Genomic DNA, 19,088 nt, shown 5'->3' on the forward strand with positions numbered 1-19,088 from the left:
ATCGCATGAACGGCGGCCTCTACGATCCCGACACCATCGCGCTGGAAACGAGCCTCGGTTATTACCTGACCAAGGCCCGGCAGGCGCTCGTCGAGCGAATGGACCGCGCACTCGAGCCGCATGACCTCACCGCGCAGCAGATCGGCGTGATCCTGCTGCTGTCGCGCGGCTATGCGCGCACGCCGTTCGAGCTGTCGCGCAAGATGTCGTATGACAGCGGCTCGATGACGCGCATGCTCGACCGTCTCGAGCGCAAGGGGCTGATCGCGCGCTCGCGTAGCGAGCAGGACCGCCGGATGATCGAGCTGACGCTGACCGAGCGCGGCGCCGAGTCGGCCCGCGCGCTGCCGTCGCTGATCGCGACCGCGCTGAACGCGCAGCTCGCCGGCTTCTCGGCCGACGAACTCGCGACGCTCACCGGCCTGCTGCAGCGGTTCATCGCCAACGGGCCCGGCGACGCCGGCTGTCCGAAACCCGACGAACCGGACCGCTGAGCGCGGGAGGCCCGATGTCCAGGTTAAGCATTCGCATATTTCTCTGTCTGAGCAGAAGATGACAAGACACATGCTCCGCCTCTCCCCTCATCCGTTCCACCCGGCCGGGCCGCGCGGTATCGCGCGCCCGTGCGTTGTGTCGGCGCGTCGCGCGCGCCGCGTCTAGGAGATTCCGATGTCCGCCACCACGGCATCCGCCGCGCCGCCTGCCGCCCAACCCGCGCCGCTCACCGGCGGCGCGCTCGCGCTCCTCACCGTCGGGCTCGCGCTCGGCACCTTCATGGAAGTGCTCGACACGTCGATCGCGAACGTCGCGGTGCCGACCATCTCGGGCAGCCTCGGCGTCGCGACGAGCGAAGGCACGTGGGTGATCTCGTCGTATTCGGTCGCCTCCGCGATCGCGGTGCCGCTGACCGGCTGGCTCGCGCGGCGGGTCGGCGAGGTGCGCCTGTTCACGCTGTCGGTGCTCGCGTTCACGATCGCGTCGGCGCTGTGCGGCCTCGCGTCGAACTTCGAGACGCTGATCGCGTTCCGGCTGCTGCAAGGCCTCGTGTCGGGCCCGATGGTGCCGCTGTCGCAGACGATCCTGATGCGCAGTTACCCGCCGGCGAAGCGCGGGCTCGCGCTAGGGCTATGGGCGATGACGGTGATCGTCGCGCCGATCTTCGGCCCGTTGCTGGGCGGCTGGATCAGCGACAACTACACGTGGCCGTGGATCTTCTACATCAACCTGCCGATCGGCATTTTCTCGGCGGCCTGCGCGTACTTCCTGCTGCGCGGCCGCGAGACGAAGACGAGCCGGCAGCGGATCGACGCGGTCGGCCTCGCGCTGCTCGTGATCGGCGTGTCGTGCCTGCAGATGATGCTCGACCTCGGCAAGGACCGCGACTGGTTCAACTCGACCTTCATCGTCGCGCTCGCGCTGATCGCGGTCGTGTCGCTCGCGTTCATGCTCGTGTGGGAGGCGACCGAGAAGGAGCCGGTGGTCGACCTGTCGCTGTTCAAGGATCGCAATTTCGCGTTGGGCGCGCTGATCATCTCGTTCGGCTTCATGGCGTTCTTCGGCTCGGTCGTGATCTTCCCGCTGTGGCTGCAGACGGTGATGGGCTACACGGCCGGCAAGGCCGGCCTCGCGACCGCGCCGGTCGGGCTGCTCGCGCTCGTGCTGTCTCCGCTGATCGGGCGCAACATGCACCGGCTTGATCTGCGGATGGTCGCGAGCTTCGCGTTCATCGTGTTCGCGGGCGTGTCGGTCTGGAATTCGACGTTTACGCTCGACGTGCCGTTCAACCACGTGATCCTGCCGCGGCTCGTGCAGGGGATCGGCGTCGCGTGTTTCTTCGTGCCGATGACGACGATCACGCTGTCGAGCATTTCCGACGAGCGGCTCGCGAGCGCGTCGGGGCTGTCGAACTTCCTGCGCACGCTGTCCGGGGCGATCGGCACCGCGGCCAGCTCGACGTTCTGGGAAAACGATGCGATCTACCACCACGCGCGGCTGTCGGAATCGGTGAGCGTCTACGCGCAGAACACGACCGACTACCAGGGCGCGCTCGCGCAGCTCGGGATCGTCGGGCAGACGGCCAATGCGCAGCTCAACCAGCTCGTCACGCAGCAGGGCTTCATGATGGCGACCAACGATTTCTTCCACCTGTCGGCCGGCGTGTTCATCGCGCTCGCGGCGCTGGTCTGGATCACGAAGCCGAGGAAGGGAGCGGGACCGGCGATGGGGCATTGAGGCCAGCAGGATGGGCGCCGGTACCCTCGGTGGACGGTAGAACCTTGCGACGGGTGCCCAATTGAACGAAGCTAGGGCGATCTGAACCTGGTTCAATTGGAGAATGCGATGCATACCTACAACATGCATGACGCGGAAACCCACCTGTCGCGGTTGATCGATGAAGCCGTTCATGCTGGCGAACCGTTCGTGATCACGAAAGCCGGCAAGCCGCTGGTCAAAGTTGTGCCGATCGATACACCGGATCCGGTTCGGCCGAGCCGGATCGGGTTCATGAAGGGACAGATGCGAGTCCCGAACGACTTCGACTCGATGGGCAGTGACAAAATCGGCAAGCTGTTCGAGGGCGACGCATGAAGTTGCTGCTCGACATACACCGGCTGTTCTCGACGGCTGCTGGTGCGGCCGAGTTTCCCGCCTGCCCGATTCAGCACGTCTGATCGCCGGGCCTCGATCCGGCGTCACTCCCGTGCCCGCAATCCCCCGAAGGCCAGGTCGTCGCCCGACGCGATCGGCAGCGTCGCCCGCGCGACGTCGAGCCAGGCCCGCGCCGCATGCGACAGGTAGCCCTTCTTCAGCCAGCCGAGCGCGATCGCCCACGTGATCTCCGGCTCGACGATCGGCCGGCACGTGAACTGCCGCGCATCGAGCCGCCGGCAGTACGGCTCCGGCAACAGCGCGATGCCGACGCCCGCGTGCACCAGCGCGGCCATGAAGTCCCAATGACCGCTGCGGCTCACGATCGACGGCGTGAAGCCGGCCTGCCTGCACGCGTCGAGCACCGCATCGTGCAGCGCGAGGCTTTCCGCATAGAACACAAACGACTCGCGCGCGAGATCGGCGAGCGGCACAGCGGTGTCATCCTCCCAGCGCGACTCGCGCGGCGCGACGAGCCACAGCGGCGCGCGCACCATCGGCAGCCGCTCGAACGTGCCGGGATCGACCGGCTCCAGCAGCCCGCCGAGTTCCAGTTCCCCCGACATCAGCGCGGCCTCGATCATCCGCGCGCCCTGCTCGAACAGCTTCAGCTCGATGTTCGGATAGCGCTGCTTGTACGCGGCGATGATGGGCGTGAACAGCGATCCGCCAAGCGGCGGAATGCCGATCGTCAGCTCGCCGCGCCCGAGCGTGCCGAGATCGTTCAGCTCCGATTGCAGCTGCGCCTGCGCGGCGAGCACGTCCTGGCCGCGCTGGAACACGATCCGCCCCGCGTCGGTCAGCACCATCTGCCGCCCGTCGCGCAGCAGCAGCGGCGAGCCGATCTCGTCCTCGAGCGCCTTCACCATCTTGCTGATGGTCGGCTGCGTGACGAACAACCGGTCGGCGGCCGCGGTGAAGCTCTGCTGACGCACGACCTCGACGAAGTACCGCAGTGCGCGCAATTCCATCGATCACTCCCCAGTTTGGTGCGGCGAACCCAAAGCGAATTCCGAATTGGAATGACAAGGATAGAGACAAGTCATTTTATTTATGGTTAGGGGAAACCCTATACTCACACCATCAACGGAACATCTGTATGGAGCCTGCCATGACCCACCCGACCACCACTGCCGCCGCCCGCCCCGCCGCTGCGGGCAACGTTGCGCGCACGGGCCGGATCGTGCTGCAGGCCGCCGCGCTCGGCGTGCTGTGGATGGTGGTCGACTGGGCCGTGCGCGCGGTCGGTCTGCCGGTGCCGTCCGGCGTGATCGGCCTCGCGGTGCTGCTCGTGCTGCTGTTCTCGGGCCGTGTCGCGCCCGCGTGGGTGAAGGACGGCGCGAACTGGCTGCTGTCCGACATGCTGCTGTTCTTCGTGCCGGCCGCCGTCGCGGCGGTCCAGTACGGCGGGCTGTTCCGCGAGGACGGCTGGCGCATCGCGCTGGTCATGCTCGCCGGCACCGCGTTCGTGATGGTCGCGGTGGCCGTCGCGGTCGACCTCGCCGCGAAGCTCGAACGCCGGCTGGCCGCGCAGCGCGTGTTCGCCCAACGCCGCCGCGCGCGCCTCGCCACCGTGTCGGCCCACTGAGCCGGAGCCCGCGATGCCCGCGCTGTTGTCGAACCTGTCCGTCGACCACGTGAATACGGCGATCTCCGTCGGCTGCTTCGTGCTGACGGTCGTCCTGTATTTCGCGTCGAAGCGGCTCTACGCGTACAAGAAGACGCTGCTGTTCTCGCCGCTCGTGTTCGTGCCGGGCGTGCTGGTGCTGCTCGTGTTGCTGACCGGCATTCCCTATTCCGTCTACTTCCGCGACACGCGCTGGCTGATGTGGCTGCTCGGCCCGGCCACGATCGCGTTCGCGGTGCCGATCTACGAATATCGCGAGCTGATCCGCCGCCACTGGCTGTCGCTGTCGGTCGGCGTCGCGGTCGGGATCGGCGCGGGCGTGTGCGGGTCGCTGCTGCTCGCGAAGCTGCTGCACCTGTCGCCCGAACTGCAGCGCTCGCTGATGACGCGCTCGGTGTCGACCCCGTTCGCGCTCGCCGTGTCCGACAAGATCCATGCGCCGAAGGACCTCACCGCCCTCTTCGTGATCGCGACCGGCATCTGCGGGATGCTGCTCGGCGAGATCGTGCTCGCGCTGGTGCCGATGCGCACGCGGCTCGCGCGCGGCGCGCTGTTCGGCGCGGCCGCCCACGGCGTGGGCACCGCGAAGGCACGCGAGATCGGCAGCGAGGAAGGCGTCGTGTCGAGCCTCACGATGATGATCGCGGGCGTCGCGATGGTGCTGATCGCGCCGCTGCTGTCGCTGCTGCCGATCTGACGCCGTACGGGCGGGCGCGGCTGCCCGCTCTCCCCACGGCGTGCCCATCGCGGCCCGGTCGTGGTCCCGCCATTCCGGCCCTGCCTCGCGCCCGCATCCAGCGACAATCGGCTGAGATAGCCGCAATTCCCCCCTCTTTTCCGCCCATCGGGCTCGGCCCGGATGCCGAACAATGCATGCTACGAGACATCACGCACGCATTCACATGGCCTCCACGACCGCAAACCCGACTGCCGACAAGCCCGCTTCGTCCGGCAAGTTCAAGCGCATCGCGCTCATCGCCGTCATCGCGCTGGGCGCGGCCGCCGCCGCCGCGGGCGGCATGTACGTGTTCCTGAGCAAGGCGGGCGTCGGCCACGCGAGCGCGCCCGCCGAACCGGCGCCGCTCGCCGCGCCGGTGTTCTTCCCGCTCGACCCGCTGACCGTGAACCTGCAGTCGGACGACGGCATGCAGCATTACCTGCGTGTCGGCCTGTCGCTGAAGCTCACCGACCCGAAGGCGCAGGAGCAGCTCACCGCGCGCATGCCGGAGATCCGCAGCCGGATCCTGCTCGCGCTGTCGAACAAGCATCCCGAGGATCTCGCGACACCGGAGGGCAAGCGTTCGCTCGCGAAGGAACTGCGGGAGTTGATCGAGCAGCCGACCCAGCCGGGCAACCAGCGCGCGAAGGTCGACGACGTGCTGTTCACCGAATTCGTCGTCCAGTAACGCGGCCGCAAAAGGAGCGCGCATGGGCCACCAGGAGTTCATGTCCCAGGAGGAGGTCGATGCCCTCCTCAAGGGCGTCACGGGCGAAACCGACGCGGTCGACGAGCAGCGCGACCTGTCGGGCGTCCGCCCCTACAACATCGCGACGCAGGAGCGGATCGTCCGCGGCCGGATGCCCGGCCTCGAGATCATCAACGACCGCTTCGCGCGCTTGCTGCGGATCGGCATCTTCAACTTCATGCGGCGCACGGCGGAAATCTCCGTGAGCCAGGTGAAGGTGCAGAAGTACAGCGAGTTCACCCGCAACCTGCCGATCCCGACGAACCTGAACCTGGTGCACGTGAAGCCGCTGCGCGGCACGTCGCTGTTCGTGTTCGACCCGAACCTCGTGTTCTTCGTCGTCGACAACCTGTTCGGCGGCGACGGGCGCTTTCACACGCGCGTCGAGGGCCGCGACTTCACGGCCACCGAGCAGCGGATCATCGGCAAGCTGCTGAACCTCGTGTTCGAGCACTACGCGACCGCCTGGAAGAGCGTGCGGCCGCTGCAGTTCGAATTCGTGCGCTCGGAGATGCACACGCAGTTCGCGAACGTCGCGACGCCGAACGAGATCGTGATCGTCACGCAGTTCTCGATCGAGTTCGGGCCGACGGGCGGCACGCTGCACATCTGCATGCCGTACTCGATGGTCGAGCCGATCCGCGACGTGCTGAGCTCGCCGATCCAGGGCGAGGCGCTCGAGGTCGACCGCCGCTGGGTGCGCGTGCTGTCGCAGCAGGTGCAGTCGGCCGAGGTCGAGCTGAGCGCGAATCTCGCGGAGATTCCGTCGACCTTCGAGAAGATCCTGAACCTGCGTGCGGGCGACGTGCTGCCGCTGGAGATCGACGACACGATCACCGCGAAGGTCGACGGCGTGCCGGTGATGGAATGCGGCTACGGCATTTTCAATGGTCAATATGCGTTGCGCGTGCAGAAGATGATTAGCGCGAGCGACACGATGAAGGAAGGTGGATATGAGTGAGCTGAACCAGACGCCCGAACTCGACGCGCAGGCCCTCGCCGACGCGGCCCTCGCGGCATCGGCCGCCGACGCGCAGGCAGCGCCGGCCGCGGCGGAAGACGAGCAGGGCCTGGACGACTGGGCTGCCGCGCTTGCCGAGCAGAACCTGCAGCCGGTGCAGGCGGGCGCGACCGGCGCCGGCGTGTTCCAGCCGCTGTCGAAGGCCGCGGCCAGCTCGACGCACAACGACATCGAGATGATTCTGGACATCCCGGTCAAGATGACCGTGGAGCTCGGCCGCACCAAGATCGCGATCCGCAACCTGCTGCAGCTCGCGCAGGGTTCGGTCGTCGAGCTCGACGGCATGGCCGGCGAGCCGATGGACGTGCTCGTGAACGGCTGCCTGATCGCGCAGGGCGAGGTCGTGGTCGTCAACGACAAGTTCGGCATCCGGCTGACCGATATCATCACGCCGGCCGAACGCATCCGGAAGCTGAATCGGTGAACGTAGTTACGCCCGGCCGCCGCGTGCGCGTCGCGACCTCGGTGGCGGCGGCCGTCGCCATTGCGGCCTCGCTCGCATGCGCGCCGGCCGGCGCCGCCGACATGAACGCGGTGAACAACGCCGGTTCCATCGCGTCGAGCGTGATGGTCGGCTCGGCCGCGCCGTCGCTCGGTGTCGGCGCGGTGCTGCAGACGCTCGTCGGGCTCGCGGTCGTGATCGGCCTCGTGTTCGGCTGCGCGTGGCTCGCGCGCCGCTTCGGGTTCCAGCCCGCACGACGCGGCGGCCCGCTGAAGGTCGTGTCGAGCGTCGGGCTCGGCGCGAAGGAAAGCGCGACGATCGTCGAGATCGGCGACACCTGGCTCGTGCTCGGCGTCGCGCCGGGCAACGTGCGGTTGCTGCATACGCTGCCGGCCGGCTCGGCGGTGGCGGCGGCGTCGGCCGACCTTCCCGCCGGCACGGCCTCCGCCGATCGGGGCCAGCCCGGCACGTTCGGCGCGCGGTTTCGCGACGCGCTCGCGGGCGAAGCCGCGAAGCGCTTCGGGCGCGGCAAGGACAACCGCTGACATGGCGTCGCGCCCTCTTTCCGTATCTGCATTCCGATGAAACACGAATTCCTGCGTCGCGCGACGCGCTTCGCGCCCGCGCTGATCCTCGGCCTCGCCCCCGCGCTCGCCTGCGCGCAGGCGGCCGGCCTGCCCGCGTTCAACACGAGCCCGGGCCCGAACGGCGGCACCACCTATTCGCTGAGCGTGCAGACGATGCTGCTGCTCACGATGCTGTCGTTCCTGCCGGCGATGCTGCTGATGATGACGAGCTTCACGCGCATCATCATCGTGCTGTCGCTGCTGCGCCAGGCGCTCGGCACCGCGACGACGCCGCCGAACCAGGTGCTGGTCGGCCTCGCGATGTTCCTCACCTTCTTCGTGATGTCGCCGGTGCTCGACCGCGCCTACGCCGACGGCTACAAGCCGTTCTCCGACGGCTCGATGCCGATGGAGCAGGCCGTGCGGCGCGGCGTCGCGCCGTTCAAGACCTTCATGCTGAAGCAGACCCGCGAGACCGATCTCGCGCTGTTCGCGAAAATCTCGAAGGCCGCGCCGATGCAGGGCCCGGAAGACGTGCCGCTGTCGCTGCTGGTGCCCGCGTTCGTCACGAGCGAGCTGAAGACCGGCTTCCAGATCGGCTTCACGATCTTCATCCCGTTCCTGATCATCGACATGGTCGTCGCGAGCGTGCTGATGTCGATGGGGATGATGATGGTGTCGCCGTCCACCGTGTCGCTGCCGTTCAAGCTGATGCTGTTCGTGCTGGTCGACGGCTGGCAGCTGCTGATCGGCTCGCTCGCGCAGAGCTTCGGTTAAGCGGAGGAAACGCGCGATGACGCCCGAACAGGTGATGACGCTGGCGCACCAGGCGATGATGGTCGGCCTGCTGCTCGCCGCCCCGCTGCTGCTGGTCGCGCTCGCGGTCGGCCTCGTCGTGAGCCTGTTCCAGGCCGCGACGCAGATCAACGAATCGACGCTGTCGTTCATCCCGAAGCTGCTCGCGGTGGCCGCGACGCTCGTGATCGCCGGCCCGTGGATGCTGACGACGATGCTCGACTACTTGCGACAGACGCTGCTGCACGTCGCGACGCTCGGCGCCGGCTGACCGGCGCGCCCGGCTCCGTCCCGTCGCAATGTTCTCGGTTACCTACGCGCAGCTCAACGGCTGGCTGACCGCCTTCCTGTGGCCGTTCGTGCGGATGCTCGCGCTCGTCGCGACGGCGCCCGTGGTCGGCCATGCGGCGGTGCCGGTGCGCGTGAAGATCGGCATCGCCGCGTTCATGGCGCTGGTCGTCGCGCCCACGCTCGGCGCGATGCCGGACGTCACCGTGTTTTCCGCGCAGGGCATCTGGATCGTCGTCACGCAGTTCCTGATCGGCATCGCGCTGGGCTTCACGATGCAGCTCGTGTTCGCGGCCGTCGAGGCGGCCGGCGACTTCATCGGGCTGTCGATGGGGCTCGGCTTCGCGACCTTCTTCGACCCGCATTCGAACGGCGCGACGCCGGTGATGGGCCGCTTCCTGAACGCGATCGCGATGCTCGCGTTCCTCGCGGTGGACGGCCACCTGCAGGTGTTCGCGGCGCTGGCCGCGTCGTTCCAGACGCTGCCGGTGTCGGGCGACCTGCTGCACGCGCCCGGCTGGCGCACGCTCGCCGCGTTCGGCGCGACGGTGTTCGAGATGGGGCTGCTGCTCGCGCTGCCGGTGGTCGCGGCCCTGCTGATCGCGAACCTCGCGCTCGGGATCCTGAACCGCGCGGCGCCGCAGATCGGCATCTTCCAGATCGGCTTTCCGGTCACGATGCTGGTCGGGCTATTGCTCGTGCAACTGATGATCCCGAACCTCGTGCCGTTCGTGTCGCATCTGTTCGACATGGGGCTCGATGCGATGGGGCGGGTGTTGCTCGGGTGGCGGTAAGGCGTGGAGCCGTCATTGCTGCCAAGGTGCAATAACCCTGCGATTGTCAAAGCGAATTCCTTTCTCGCAATCTTTTTGCGTATTCGGCCATTCCCATGTCGGATGCCACAACAGTTTGCGATTTCATGCCTTCGATATATTCAGTGATATTTTTGAGGCTGCGAATTTCTTGATTTACATCTTCAATAATTTTATCGAGATTAAAAATCTGCATATCGTGAAGAGGCAATGAAGTCCGCAAAGACTCACGGTTCTTCAATTTGGTTCTCACTATCCAATCGATGTAGTCTAAGTATTTGTTCGTGTGAATTCCAGCTGCAATATGAAATGTTGGCTCGCCAATGGCGGTTGCCGAATGCCACCATCCGCGCGGGATATAGGCAACGTCCCCCTCTTCCAGAGTGAAATCTAACTCGGGATGAATAGGGCGTAGGTGCTTTTGGTCCCTGCTGGTTTGACCTTCAATCGGTAGTTTGAAGGTTGAATTGTAAATTTTCCAATTTTTCCTTCCTATCAGCTGCACCGCAAAAACATCGTGCGTGTCCCAGTGATCACCAAAGGATCCTTGTTTTCCGAAGGAGATGTAGCCATTTGCCACAACGCTCATTGACAAAAAATCGGAAATTTGTCTGCATACATTTCTGACTTTGAGGGACAGCGACTCCATTCTATTAAAAACCAATGTGGCACCATTGTCGAGGTGGCGATGAATTTCGACGGCGTTCAACTGGCTTTTTAAAACACCAACCTCAACACATTTCCATTCGTAGCTCTCCGGAGAAAGATATTCCTTTCCGGAATGAATCTTGATTTTTAGTGGGCTAGATTGGCTGGCATATATTGCCTCGTCAATACCAAGCCAATCGAATTTGCAGTCGGATGCGGCGCCTCGAAATAACCCTGGCTTTTTTTCAAAGAAATTCTCCAGAAACTCTTCTTTTTCGATTGGGAAATTGATCATTGCAAGAGGTAATTTATATAAGTGATACATCAGATCCATTAGACGACCTGATGCATTCATGTTGCGTCAACTGGTCAGCCATCACCGTCTTCGCCCCAGTTGGGATACATGGTTGACGATGAAGAGTCGGGCGCCCAACAGGTCCCGTTTGCATCTACCCAGCCGTTCATTTTCGTGCCGCGTAAGTCAATTACATTGCTTGACTCCTCCTCCCCGGACAAGTCCAGGCCACCAAAAATTTGCGCTGCGTCGGATTTTGAAATAATTCTCACGGTGAGTTTTCCTTGGTTTTGCACCCGAATTTACCTATCACATACAATACATCGGAAACATCCTCTTTTAATAAAATATCTCCCCGCATAATTGAAACCTTGAGCGATGACGGGAATTCGCCCTTGTGCTTTTTAAAAGATTGACGGTCCATTTCTCGCAGACCACACATGGCATACATTTTTGCCTCAATGGTCGCGTCCTTTGATTCCAATATTTCCTCGAAATATGATTTTGCATTCGAGGTTTGCATTATCCTTCTATACATCTCCTCTTGTGGACTGATGTGGCCAGCAAACCCGATCAAACCCAGAGAAAATACGCTTGTTTTCTCGAAATCTTTGGTGGACTCCGCTTTTGAATGATGCGTAGGCGATACAAATAAATTCACGAAAATTAAAAATGCGGAAATTTTTTTATTCATTAGCTTAATTCCGGTCGCAAGATGGTTTCAATGACGAAATCGCGAATATGTATTTGCCTCAACCTCTTGCAAAAATTAGCACTTGCCAGTGCATTCCGTCTATAGCAAAACATCCAATTGTGGTTTACTCTGTTTGCCGTAGAGGGAGTAGGGATCTCGCTTCCCGAACCGATGACGACATTCCGATCTTATCGATATGGAGATCGATGCGATGGGGCACACACTGCTGCGGTGGTGCTCACGCGGGCTATTCATCCGGCCAATTGGCGACGAATCTGTTGATTGAGCCGGGAATGATGCGTTCGCGTCGTCAGATGAGGATACTTGCCAGCGTGTTGCGGGCGGCATGGGCGGTGGCGATAACCAAAAAGGGACGGCCACCGGGGTAATCACGCAGCACGAATACCGTTGCGAAAGTCAGCCCGCCCCATAAAGCAACTGCTATGTACAGGATGCTGTAGGCGTGCATTGCACCGAACATAAGAGTGGAAACACCGATCGCTGACCAAACGCTTCCCCCAGATGTGCGGCGAATCAACCGAATGGGAAGCCACTGGAAGAGAAATGTTTCCACCATCGGTACAGCGATCGAACCAACAAACAGGCGAGTCAATAGGTCGTATTTCACTATTTCAGGCAGCGCACCCGAGGAGACGCCGAATGGAAGTCCGAATACAAATTGGCCACCCCAGACAAAAATGCTGGCGAGGTAAGTCAAAACGCAAGTCAGAAGTGCGGAAACGAGCACCGGACTATGCGAGATAACGCGAATCATGCCGATATCAGGGCTGTCATTCATTGCGATTCGTCCCCGATTCAGAGAAAAGTCTTTGAATAAAATCTCACCATAAAAATCAAATCTATAGTGAAACGTCCAATTTTCTGATGTCGCCGCTTGCGGAAAACGGGCGGGTGTCTGAAACCGCCAACATGGAAACATTCGTCTTGCCGTCGCGACGGACGAGGTTGGTCAAACGATCGATTGGTTAGCTGGTAACGACATCCAGGTCCGGCCTGGCTTCCTCGGCCTTCCCCTTGGAGACGCGCATACCTGTAATTTGCGCAGCGTGCCGCTATTTCCGCTCTGCATTCAGACGCATTCCACCATTCGCAACCGTGCGGACATCGGCTGGAAATTGGATGAACGACGATATCGCGCCGTCACGGACCTCGGAATAATCCTCTACTTTTGCGGCATAACCTCGCCGCGGTTCCGGCGACCTACGGACAGGTCGCGCCGCGCACTAGCAAATGATCTCGACACGATCCTTCCTGCTGACGGCCATTCTCGGCTGGCTCGGTGCCGCATGGCCGGCGCACGCAGCCAACCTGCTCGACGCGTTGAACGCGGCGCGGCGCTTCGATGCGGGCATCGGCGCGGCGCGCAACGCGCAGCTCGCCGGCCGCGAGAAGCGCTGGCAAGGTCTTGCAGGGCTGCTGCCGCGCGTCGAGCTCAACGGCGGCTACACGAAGCAGGACCAGCCCACCGCGGCGTATGCCGCGGCGGTCCGCCGTCACAGCGCTTCCGCAACCGTCACGCAGCCGCTGCTGGATCTGTCCCGCGTCGCCAATTTCAAGCGCGGCGGCACGCTCGCCGATCAGGCCGACATCGAGTACGAGAAAGCGTCGCAATCCCTGATCACCGATGTCGCCAGCGCCTATTTTGACGTCCTGTTCGGACGCGAAGTGCTGCAGGCCGCCGAAGCCGCGCAGCAGGCGTTCCATAAGCAACTCGACCAGGCGCAGGCCGCGCTGAGGATCGGCGACGGCACGCGGACTGACGTCGACGAGGCGCGCGCGAATCTCGACGAAGCGTTGGCGCGCACAGTGAGCGCGCAAACCGATCTGGCGATCGCGAGCGGCACGCTGCAGCGGATTACCGGGTTGACGGCGACAGAGCTGTCGCCGATCTCGTGGCAATGCGCGCCGCAGGCCGCGCCGGTCGATCTCGCGACCGCGATGGACGACGCAGCCCGCGACAACGTCGACGTCCGGATCGCGGGCAAGCAGCTCGACCAGTCGCAGGCCGACATCGTCGCCGCGACGGGCGCGCACTTGCCGGTCGTGAACCTGCAGGCGAGCTACGGCACGAATTGGAGCCGCGGCGCCAACGAGAACGGTTTCGACACTGTGTTCGGCACGACGTCGAAAACCCGTTCGTCAATGATCGGCGTGACGGTCACGATCCCGCTGTTCGCCGGCGGCGGCCCGCTCTCGGCGAGCCGCGAAGCCTACCGCCGGCGCGACCAGGCACGCGACGCGCTCGAGGATGCGCGCCGCAAGGCCCGCGAGCGTGCCCGTGCGGCCTATCTCGGCATCACCAACGGCGTCGCGCTGATCCGCGCGCAGGAACGCGTGCTCGCATCGGCCGACAGCAAGATGAAATCGACCCGCCTCGGGCGCGAAGTCGGACTGCGCACGCAAATCGACGAACTGAATGCCCAGCAGCGCTATTTCGAAGCGATCCGCGATCTCGCCGACGCCCGCTACCGCTACCTGCGTGCGCGGCTGCAACTATCCGCCGCGCTCGGCACGCTCGGGGACGACGACGTGGCAGGCATCGGCTGCCGCGCTGACGGCCCAGCGCCTGCCGCGGGGATCCGATCATGACAGATTCCTTGTTCCGCCAGGAAGCGCTCGACGCGACCCGGCACAAGCTGATGGGTACCGTCAGCCTGTACTCGCCGCCCTGGCGCTGGCTGATGATCGGCGTCGCGACCGCGTTGACGTTGGTGGTCGTCGCGTTTTTCGTATTCGGCAGCTACACGAAACGCGAGCGCGTGACCGGTCAGCTGTTGCCGGCGACGGGGCTGCTGACGGTGGCACCTCCGTTGACGGGCACCGTGGTCAGCACGCGGGTCCGCGAAGGCCAGCCAGTGGCGGCCGGTGCGGAGCTGCTGGCGATCTCGGCCGAAGTGGCGACGGAGCTGGGCGGCACGCGCGAAATGGTCGCCCGGCAATTGAAGTTTCAGCGCTCGCGCCTGGAGACCGATCTGACTAGCCAGTCGCAACTGAGCGGCGAAGCGCAGCGCGGCCTGCGGACGCGCGCGGCGGCACTGGACGACCAGCTCACACAGATCGCTCGGCAGAACGCGCAGCGGCTGCGCCAAGCCGAACTCGCGCAACGCCAGCTCGACAAGCTGCAGTCGATGCGTGAGCTGGGCTATGCGTCGAACAGCCAGGTCGAGCAGCAGGAAGGCGTGCTGCTCGACGCGCAGGCGCGGCTGCAGGAACTCGCCCGCCAGCGCCTCGACGTCGGCCAGCAACTCGACCAGACCCGCCAGCAGTTACGCGAGCTGCCGCTCACCACCCGCAACCAGCAGAACGACATCCAGCGCAAGCTCGCGGACGTCGATCAGTCGATAGCCGAGAACGAAGCGCGTCGCACGGTCGTCCTGCGCGCACCGCAGGCAAGCGTCGTCGCCGCGGTGCTCGCGAAGCCCGGGCAGATCGTCAACGCGGGCCAGTCTGCGGTGTCGCTGTTGCCGCAAGGTGCGCCGCTCGAGGCGCAACTGATGGTGCCGAGCCGCGCGATCGGCTTCGTGCGCGCCGGCGCGCGCGTGGTGCTGCGCTACGAAGCGTATCCGTTCCAGAAATTCGGCCAGCAGTTCGGGCGCGTGACCGAGATGTCGCGTACCGCGCTGTCACCGCAGGAAGTCGCGAACCTGACCGGGCACACCAATGTGCCGGAGCAACTATACCGCGTCGTCGTCGCGCTCGATCGCCAGGACATCGTCGCGTACGGCAAGCACGAGGCGCTGCGGCCCGGGATGGCGCTCGAGGCCGACGTGCTGATTGACCGGCGCCGGCTGGTCGAGTGGGTGCTCGAGCCGCTGTATGCGCTCGGCAGCCGCGTGTCGAACTGATGCGCGCCCTCAATGCATTCATTACGGAGCCCGTTCACTCATGAAATGGATCGATGCGCTGCAATTCGGCTGGCGCCGCCGCCTGCCGATGATCCTGCAGACGCAGGCGGCCGAGTGCGGGCTCGCGTGCGTCGGGATGGTCGCGAGCCATTTCGGCCACGACCTCGACCTCGTCAGCTTGCGCCGGCGCTTCAGCCCGTCGCTGAAGGGGACGACCCTCAACGACGTGATGCTGATCGCATACCGGCTCGGCCTCGCTTCGCGTGCGTTGCGGCTCCAACTCGGCGAACTGAGCAAGCTGCACCGCCCGTGCATTCTGCACTGGGACATGAATCACTTCGTCGTGCTGAAGTCGGTGTCGCGCGGCCGGATAACGATCCATGATCCGGCACGCGGGCGTCGCGACGTGCCGCTCTCCGAAGTGTCCCAACACTTCACCGGCGTCGCGCTGGAGCTGATGCCGTCGCCGTCGTTCGAGCGCACCCAGGCGCGCGAAGCCATCTCGATGGCGAAGCTCGTCGGCAACGTCACGGGCATCCGCGCGACGTTCGCGCAGGTGCTGCTGCTGTCCGCAGCGCTGGAAGTGTTCGGCATCGTCACGCCGTTCTACATGCAGTGGGTAATGGACCAAGTACTGGTGTCGGCTGATGCGGACCTGCTGACGTTGCTCGGCATCGGCTTCCTGCTCGTCGTGCTGTTCCAAAACGCGGTGTCGGCGTTGCGCTCATGGGTGGTGACGTGGTTCTCGAGCCTGCTCTGCGTGCAGTGGACCTCCAACGTCTGCGCGCACCTCCTCAGGCTGCCGATGGCGTATTTCGAGCAGCGCCACATCGGCGACGTCGTGTCGCGATTCAGCGCGATCAATACGATCCAGGCGACGCTGACCACCCAGTTCATCGGCGCGTTGCTCGACGGCGTGATGGCGATCGCAACGCTTGCGATGCTGTTCGTCTACAGTCCGGCGCTCTCGTGGCTCGTGCTCGGCCTGTTCGCGGTGTACGGCGCGATCCGGTGCATCGCGTACCGGCCGTTCCGGCAGGCGAACGAGGAACAGATCGTGTATGCGGCGCGCGCCCAGACGAACCTGCTCGAATCGATCCGCGGCGTGCAGGCGATCAAGCTCGCGAACAAGCAGGAAGCGCGCGTCGCCACCTATGCGAACGCGGTAGTCAATACCACCAACAAGCACGTCGCGATCGATCGGCTGTCGATCGGCTTCTCAACGCTGCATGGCGTGATTTCCGGTGCGGGCCGTGTGGTGCTCGTCTGGCTCGCGGCGAAGCAGGTGCTCGACGGGCAGTTCTCGGCCGGGATGCTGGTCGCGTTCGTCAGTTTTGCCGACCAGTTCATGGCGCGCGGCGCCGGGCTGATCGGTACGCTGATCGACTTCAGAATGCTGCGCCTGCACGGCGAGCGTCTCGCCGACATCGTGCTCACTGACGTCGAGGACGACATGGAGGCAAAGATCGGCCGATCGACGGATGTAAGCGGTGCGGCACCGCCCGCGATTGATGTACGCGACGTGCGTTTCCGTTATGCGGAAACAGAGCCGTGGGTACTCGACGGTTGCTCGTTTTCGATCGCCCCCGGCGAGTCGGTTGCGCTCATCGGTCCGTCGGGCCAGGGCAAGACGACGATGGCGAAGCTGCTGCTCGGCCTGCTGACGCCCGAGCACGGCAGTGTGCACGTCGATGGCATCGACATCCGTAAAGTCGGCCTGCATCCATATCGCGACCGGATTGGCTGCGTGATGCAGGACGACATCCTGTTCGCCGGCTCGATTGCCGACAACATCGGCTTCTTCGATCCGCAGCCCGACGACGCGCGAATCGAGGAAGCCGCGCGGCACGCGCAGATTCACGACGACATCGTCGCGATGCCGATGGGGTACCGGAGCCTCGTCGGCGACATGGGATCGTCGCTGTCGGGCGGGCAGCGGCAGCGCGTGCTGCTCGCCCGCGCCTTCTACCGCCGGCCCGCGATCCTCGTGCTCGACGAAGCGACGAGTCATCTCGACACCGACCGCGAATCCCTGATCAACGACGCGGTGCGCAGCATGAACGTCACGCGAATCATCATCGCGCACAGGTCCGAGACGATCCGGAGTGCGGATCGCGCGATCGAAATTGCATATGGCTGCACACGCGAACTAGATATCGACGCCTTGTTCCCGACACAGCGCGCATAGCATATGCGACACGAATGCTCTCTACGTGCGGCGCGGACGGATGGCCGATGCCGATCAAGCCCGTGACGATCGGCAACATGCAACTTCATGGAGAATGTAAATGCATGAATTGACAACGATGGAAATCACCGCGGTGAGCGGAGGCAGCGTTGTCAGTCGTGTCGGCTCGTCCGTACTCGGCAGGTTGGACCAATCTCGGGCAAAGCCAATGGCACCGTGATCGGCGGCGTCCACGGGGGCGATCAACGACGCGCAACAGACGGTCAAGGCTTTCAACGACCTGATGGGATCGATCTTCGACTGGCTGTCGCCGACACCGAAGGTCTGAGAGGCTGTATCGACTGCATGTCGGCGCCGGGCGGAGCGATCTCCGTCTTCGCAATCATCGACTGCTTTCGTAGCTGGGAGGCAACGTCGCTGAAGGGGCGCGGACGTGCCCAACGGGGACGGCAGAATTCTCGATGCAATGACGGCAAGCGCCGGAACCGGCCAGAACCGAATAGGCGCGCGGTATACCAATCGAAATCCGGGCATCGTTGGCATTCAACTACGCAGTTGCGACGTCCAGCCGGCACTGCTTGGCATACCGTGAGAAATCGGCGAATCGGGCGCGTCATCGAATCCTTGGAGCTTCCCATTCAGCCCCCCGCGACGATTGAGACAGGTCGCGCCAAAGGCACGTCGACGTTCACGGTCACCTGCCGGCAGTAAACCTCGTCAAATCAGCCCGCTTTCGTACGCGTAGCGGATCAGGTTGGTATTCGTATCGGCCTGCAGCTTTTTCATCGCCGTGTATTTCTGCGTCGACACAGTACTGACGGAGCGGCCGAGCTTCTCTGCAATGCTCGCGAGCGAGTGGCCTAACGCGAACAGGCGCACGACATCAAGCTCCTTCTGTGTCAGCCTTGGGAGTGTATCGCGGCCGCTCGCGCCGGATTGCTCGACGATTGCGTGGACCGTCGGCGAAAAATACCGCGGTCGGCCGGCGCGCACGTGCCGGCACGCACGCACGATCTCGTCGATCCCGTCTTCCTTGCTGACGATGGCTTTCACACCCAGTCGCAGCGCAGCCGCGAAGATGCTCGGATTTTTTTGGGCGGTCAGCATCACGCATTGCGCACTCGGCGAGACGTCGCGCAGCTTGCGCAGCAACCTCAGGCCGTCGATCGGTTTGTCGCCCCGATTCATCGAATAGTCGACGACGATGAGATCGACCGGGGAGCGCGTCAATGCGTCGATCAGCCCCTCCCCGCTATTGCAGCAATACGAGATGAGGAAATCCGGTTCCCACTGCGGCAGGCGCTTCAGCATTTCGATCACGACCGGATGGTCGTCGGCAATGGCGATGGTGGTTAGACTCATTGGATCGTCGAAATGAAATATCAAGTCAGAAAGCGAACCGAACAGATTACGAGAAATCAGAGTCGGCACGTTGCGCAACGCGATGCGTCCTCGTCGACCAACGCTTCTGTCGTGATGTCATGCTTCCGTAGTTGGTCTGGGCGCAATGGATGATTCTCTTCGTGCTTGCCAAAGCGTAATGCCGAGAAATCAGCATAGATAGGCCTGTTGCCATTCCAACCTGCGGCGTAATCCGGCTGGGGGGGCGCTCTTCGAGCATTCGCGTCGGATTCGTGGAAAACCCCTAAAGGAACAGTTGGCCCGCGAAAGGTTGCCGAAGGTTTCACGTCTCTATACTCCTTTCAACGATGCAAGAAGCATCGCGCCACA

General features: G+C 63.7%; 20 protein-coding genes. 15 read left to right on the forward strand and 5 right to left on the reverse strand.

The window, feature by feature from the left end; genetic code table 11:
* The first annotated feature begins 5 nt into the window (after positions 1 to 5).
* The 3 genes from SB786_RS08995 (at position 6) to SB786_RS09005 (ending at position 2,589) form a co-directional block, all read left to right on the forward strand.
* Positions 6 to 494, forward strand: a complete 489-nt coding sequence (locus SB786_RS08995) for a MarR family winged helix-turn-helix transcriptional regulator (protein WP_410727156.1) — start codon at positions 6 to 8, stop codon at positions 492 to 494.
* A gap of 175 nt (positions 495 to 669) precedes the next feature.
* A complete protein-coding gene (locus SB786_RS09000) occupies positions 670 to 2,232 on the forward strand; it encodes a DHA2 family efflux MFS transporter permease subunit (protein WP_006757445.1) in 1,563 nt (520 codons plus the stop codon).
* A gap of 108 nt (positions 2,233 to 2,340) precedes the next feature.
* On the forward strand, positions 2,341 to 2,589 hold the full coding sequence (locus SB786_RS09005; RefSeq protein WP_410727195.1) for a type II toxin-antitoxin system Phd/YefM family antitoxin: 249 nt from the start codon (positions 2,341 to 2,343) through the stop codon (positions 2,587 to 2,589).
* Positions 2,590 to 2,693: 104 nt separating this feature from the next.
* On the opposite strand, the gene SB786_RS09010 is transcribed toward SB786_RS09005, so the two are convergent.
* The gene (locus SB786_RS09010; protein ID WP_410727157.1) at positions 2,694 to 3,620 is read right to left on the reverse strand and encodes a LysR substrate-binding domain-containing protein; all 927 of its coding nucleotides are present in this window, start codon (positions 3,618 to 3,620) and stop codon (positions 2,694 to 2,696) included.
* A gap of 140 nt (positions 3,621 to 3,760) precedes the next feature.
* Between SB786_RS09010 and SB786_RS09015 the strand changes: the two genes are divergently transcribed.
* The 9 genes from SB786_RS09015 (at position 3,761) to fliR (ending at position 9,648) form a co-directional block, all read left to right on the forward strand.
* Positions 3,761 to 4,237: a CidA/LrgA family protein gene (locus tag SB786_RS09015; RefSeq protein WP_410727158.1), complete on the forward strand. Its 477-nt coding sequence runs from the start codon at positions 3,761 to 3,763 to the stop codon at positions 4,235 to 4,237.
* Between the two features lie 13 nt (positions 4,238 to 4,250).
* A complete protein-coding gene (locus SB786_RS09020) occupies positions 4,251 to 4,973 on the forward strand; it encodes an LrgB family protein (protein ID WP_006757441.1) in 723 nt (240 codons plus the stop codon).
* A 172-nt stretch (positions 4,974 to 5,145) separates the two neighbouring features.
* The gene (gene fliL / locus SB786_RS09025) at positions 5,146 to 5,682 is read left to right on the forward strand and encodes a flagellar basal body-associated protein FliL (protein ID WP_105785922.1); all 537 of its coding nucleotides are present in this window, start codon (positions 5,146 to 5,148) and stop codon (positions 5,680 to 5,682) included.
* Between the two features lie 22 nt (positions 5,683 to 5,704).
* On the forward strand, positions 5,705 to 6,703 hold the full coding sequence (fliM, locus tag SB786_RS09030; protein WP_410727159.1) for a flagellar motor switch protein FliM: 999 nt from the start codon (positions 5,705 to 5,707) through the stop codon (positions 6,701 to 6,703).
* Entirely contained in the window at positions 6,696 to 7,187 is a 492-nt protein-coding gene (gene fliN / locus SB786_RS09035) for a flagellar motor switch protein FliN (protein WP_410727160.1), read from the forward strand. Before fliM ends, fliN begins: the two co-directional genes overlap by 8 nt.
* The gene (fliO, locus tag SB786_RS09040; RefSeq protein WP_410727161.1) at positions 7,184 to 7,750 is read left to right on the forward strand and encodes a flagellar biosynthetic protein FliO; all 567 of its coding nucleotides are present in this window, start codon (positions 7,184 to 7,186) and stop codon (positions 7,748 to 7,750) included. Before fliN ends, fliO begins: the two co-directional genes overlap by 4 nt.
* Positions 7,751 to 7,786: 36 nt before the next feature.
* Complete coding sequence (gene fliP / locus SB786_RS09045) at positions 7,787 to 8,548, forward strand: flagellar type III secretion system pore protein FliP (RefSeq protein ID WP_410727162.1); 762 nt, start codon at positions 7,787 to 7,789, stop codon at positions 8,546 to 8,548.
* Positions 8,549 to 8,564: 16 nt separating this feature from the next.
* A complete protein-coding gene (gene fliQ, locus SB786_RS09050; RefSeq protein ID WP_006750427.1) occupies positions 8,565 to 8,837 on the forward strand; it encodes a flagellar biosynthesis protein FliQ in 273 nt (90 codons plus the stop codon).
* A gap of 28 nt (positions 8,838 to 8,865) precedes the next feature.
* Positions 8,866 to 9,648: a flagellar biosynthetic protein FliR gene (fliR, locus tag SB786_RS09055; RefSeq protein ID WP_105830774.1), complete on the forward strand. Its 783-nt coding sequence runs from the start codon at positions 8,866 to 8,868 to the stop codon at positions 9,646 to 9,648.
* Positions 9,649 to 9,694: 46 nt separating this feature from the next.
* Here the strand turns inward: fliR and SB786_RS09060 are convergent, their stop codons facing one another.
* The 3 genes from SB786_RS09060 to SB786_RS09070 form a co-directional block, all read right to left on the reverse strand.
* The gene (locus SB786_RS09060; RefSeq protein WP_410727163.1) at positions 9,695 to 10,648 is read right to left on the reverse strand and encodes a cupin domain-containing protein; all 954 of its coding nucleotides are present in this window, start codon (positions 10,646 to 10,648) and stop codon (positions 9,695 to 9,697) included.
* 229 nt (positions 10,649 to 10,877) lie between these two features.
* Positions 10,878 to 11,303 carry an MchS3 family protein gene (gene mchS3 / locus SB786_RS09065; RefSeq protein ID WP_410727164.1) on the reverse strand — a complete coding sequence of 142 codons (426 nt, stop codon included), beginning with the start codon at positions 11,301 to 11,303 and terminating at the stop codon, positions 10,878 to 10,880.
* Between the two features lie 310 nt (positions 11,304 to 11,613).
* Entirely contained in the window at positions 11,614 to 12,102 is a 489-nt protein-coding gene (locus SB786_RS09070; RefSeq protein WP_410727165.1) for a type II CAAX prenyl endopeptidase Rce1 family protein, read from the reverse strand.
* A 452-nt stretch (positions 12,103 to 12,554) separates the two neighbouring features.
* Here SB786_RS09070 and SB786_RS09075 point away from each other — a divergent pair, with 452 nt between their 5' ends.
* Genes SB786_RS09075 through SB786_RS09085 form a run of 3 tightly spaced genes read left to right on the forward strand, consistent with a single transcriptional unit; the run spans position 12,555 to position 17,357 of the window.
* Positions 12,555 to 13,913 (forward strand): TolC family outer membrane protein, encoded by a 1,359-nt coding sequence (locus tag SB786_RS09075; RefSeq protein ID WP_410727166.1) that lies wholly within the window; start codon positions 12,555 to 12,557, stop codon positions 13,911 to 13,913.
* Positions 13,910 to 15,169, forward strand: coding sequence for an HlyD family secretion protein (locus SB786_RS09080; RefSeq protein ID WP_410727167.1), 1,260 nt, complete (start codon positions 13,910 to 13,912; stop codon positions 15,167 to 15,169). The genes SB786_RS09075 and SB786_RS09080 overlap by 4 nt, the downstream gene beginning before the upstream one ends.
* A 40-nt stretch (positions 15,170 to 15,209) precedes the next feature.
* Positions 15,210 to 17,357 carry a peptidase domain-containing ABC transporter gene (locus SB786_RS09085; RefSeq protein WP_410727168.1) on the forward strand — a complete coding sequence of 716 codons (2,148 nt, stop codon included), beginning with the start codon at positions 15,210 to 15,212 and terminating at the stop codon, positions 17,355 to 17,357.
* Positions 17,358 to 18,074: 717 nt separating this feature from the next.
* Here the strand turns inward: SB786_RS09085 and SB786_RS09090 are convergent.
* Positions 18,075 to 18,788, reverse strand: a complete 714-nt coding sequence (locus SB786_RS09090) for a response regulator (protein ID WP_410727196.1) — start codon at positions 18,786 to 18,788, stop codon at positions 18,075 to 18,077.
* Positions 18,789 to 19,088 lie beyond the last annotated feature (300 nt).

This window comes from Burkholderia sp. SIMBA_062 (assembly GCF_046534765.1).
GTDB lineage: Bacteria > Pseudomonadota > Gammaproteobacteria > Burkholderiales > Burkholderiaceae > Burkholderia > Burkholderia ambifaria.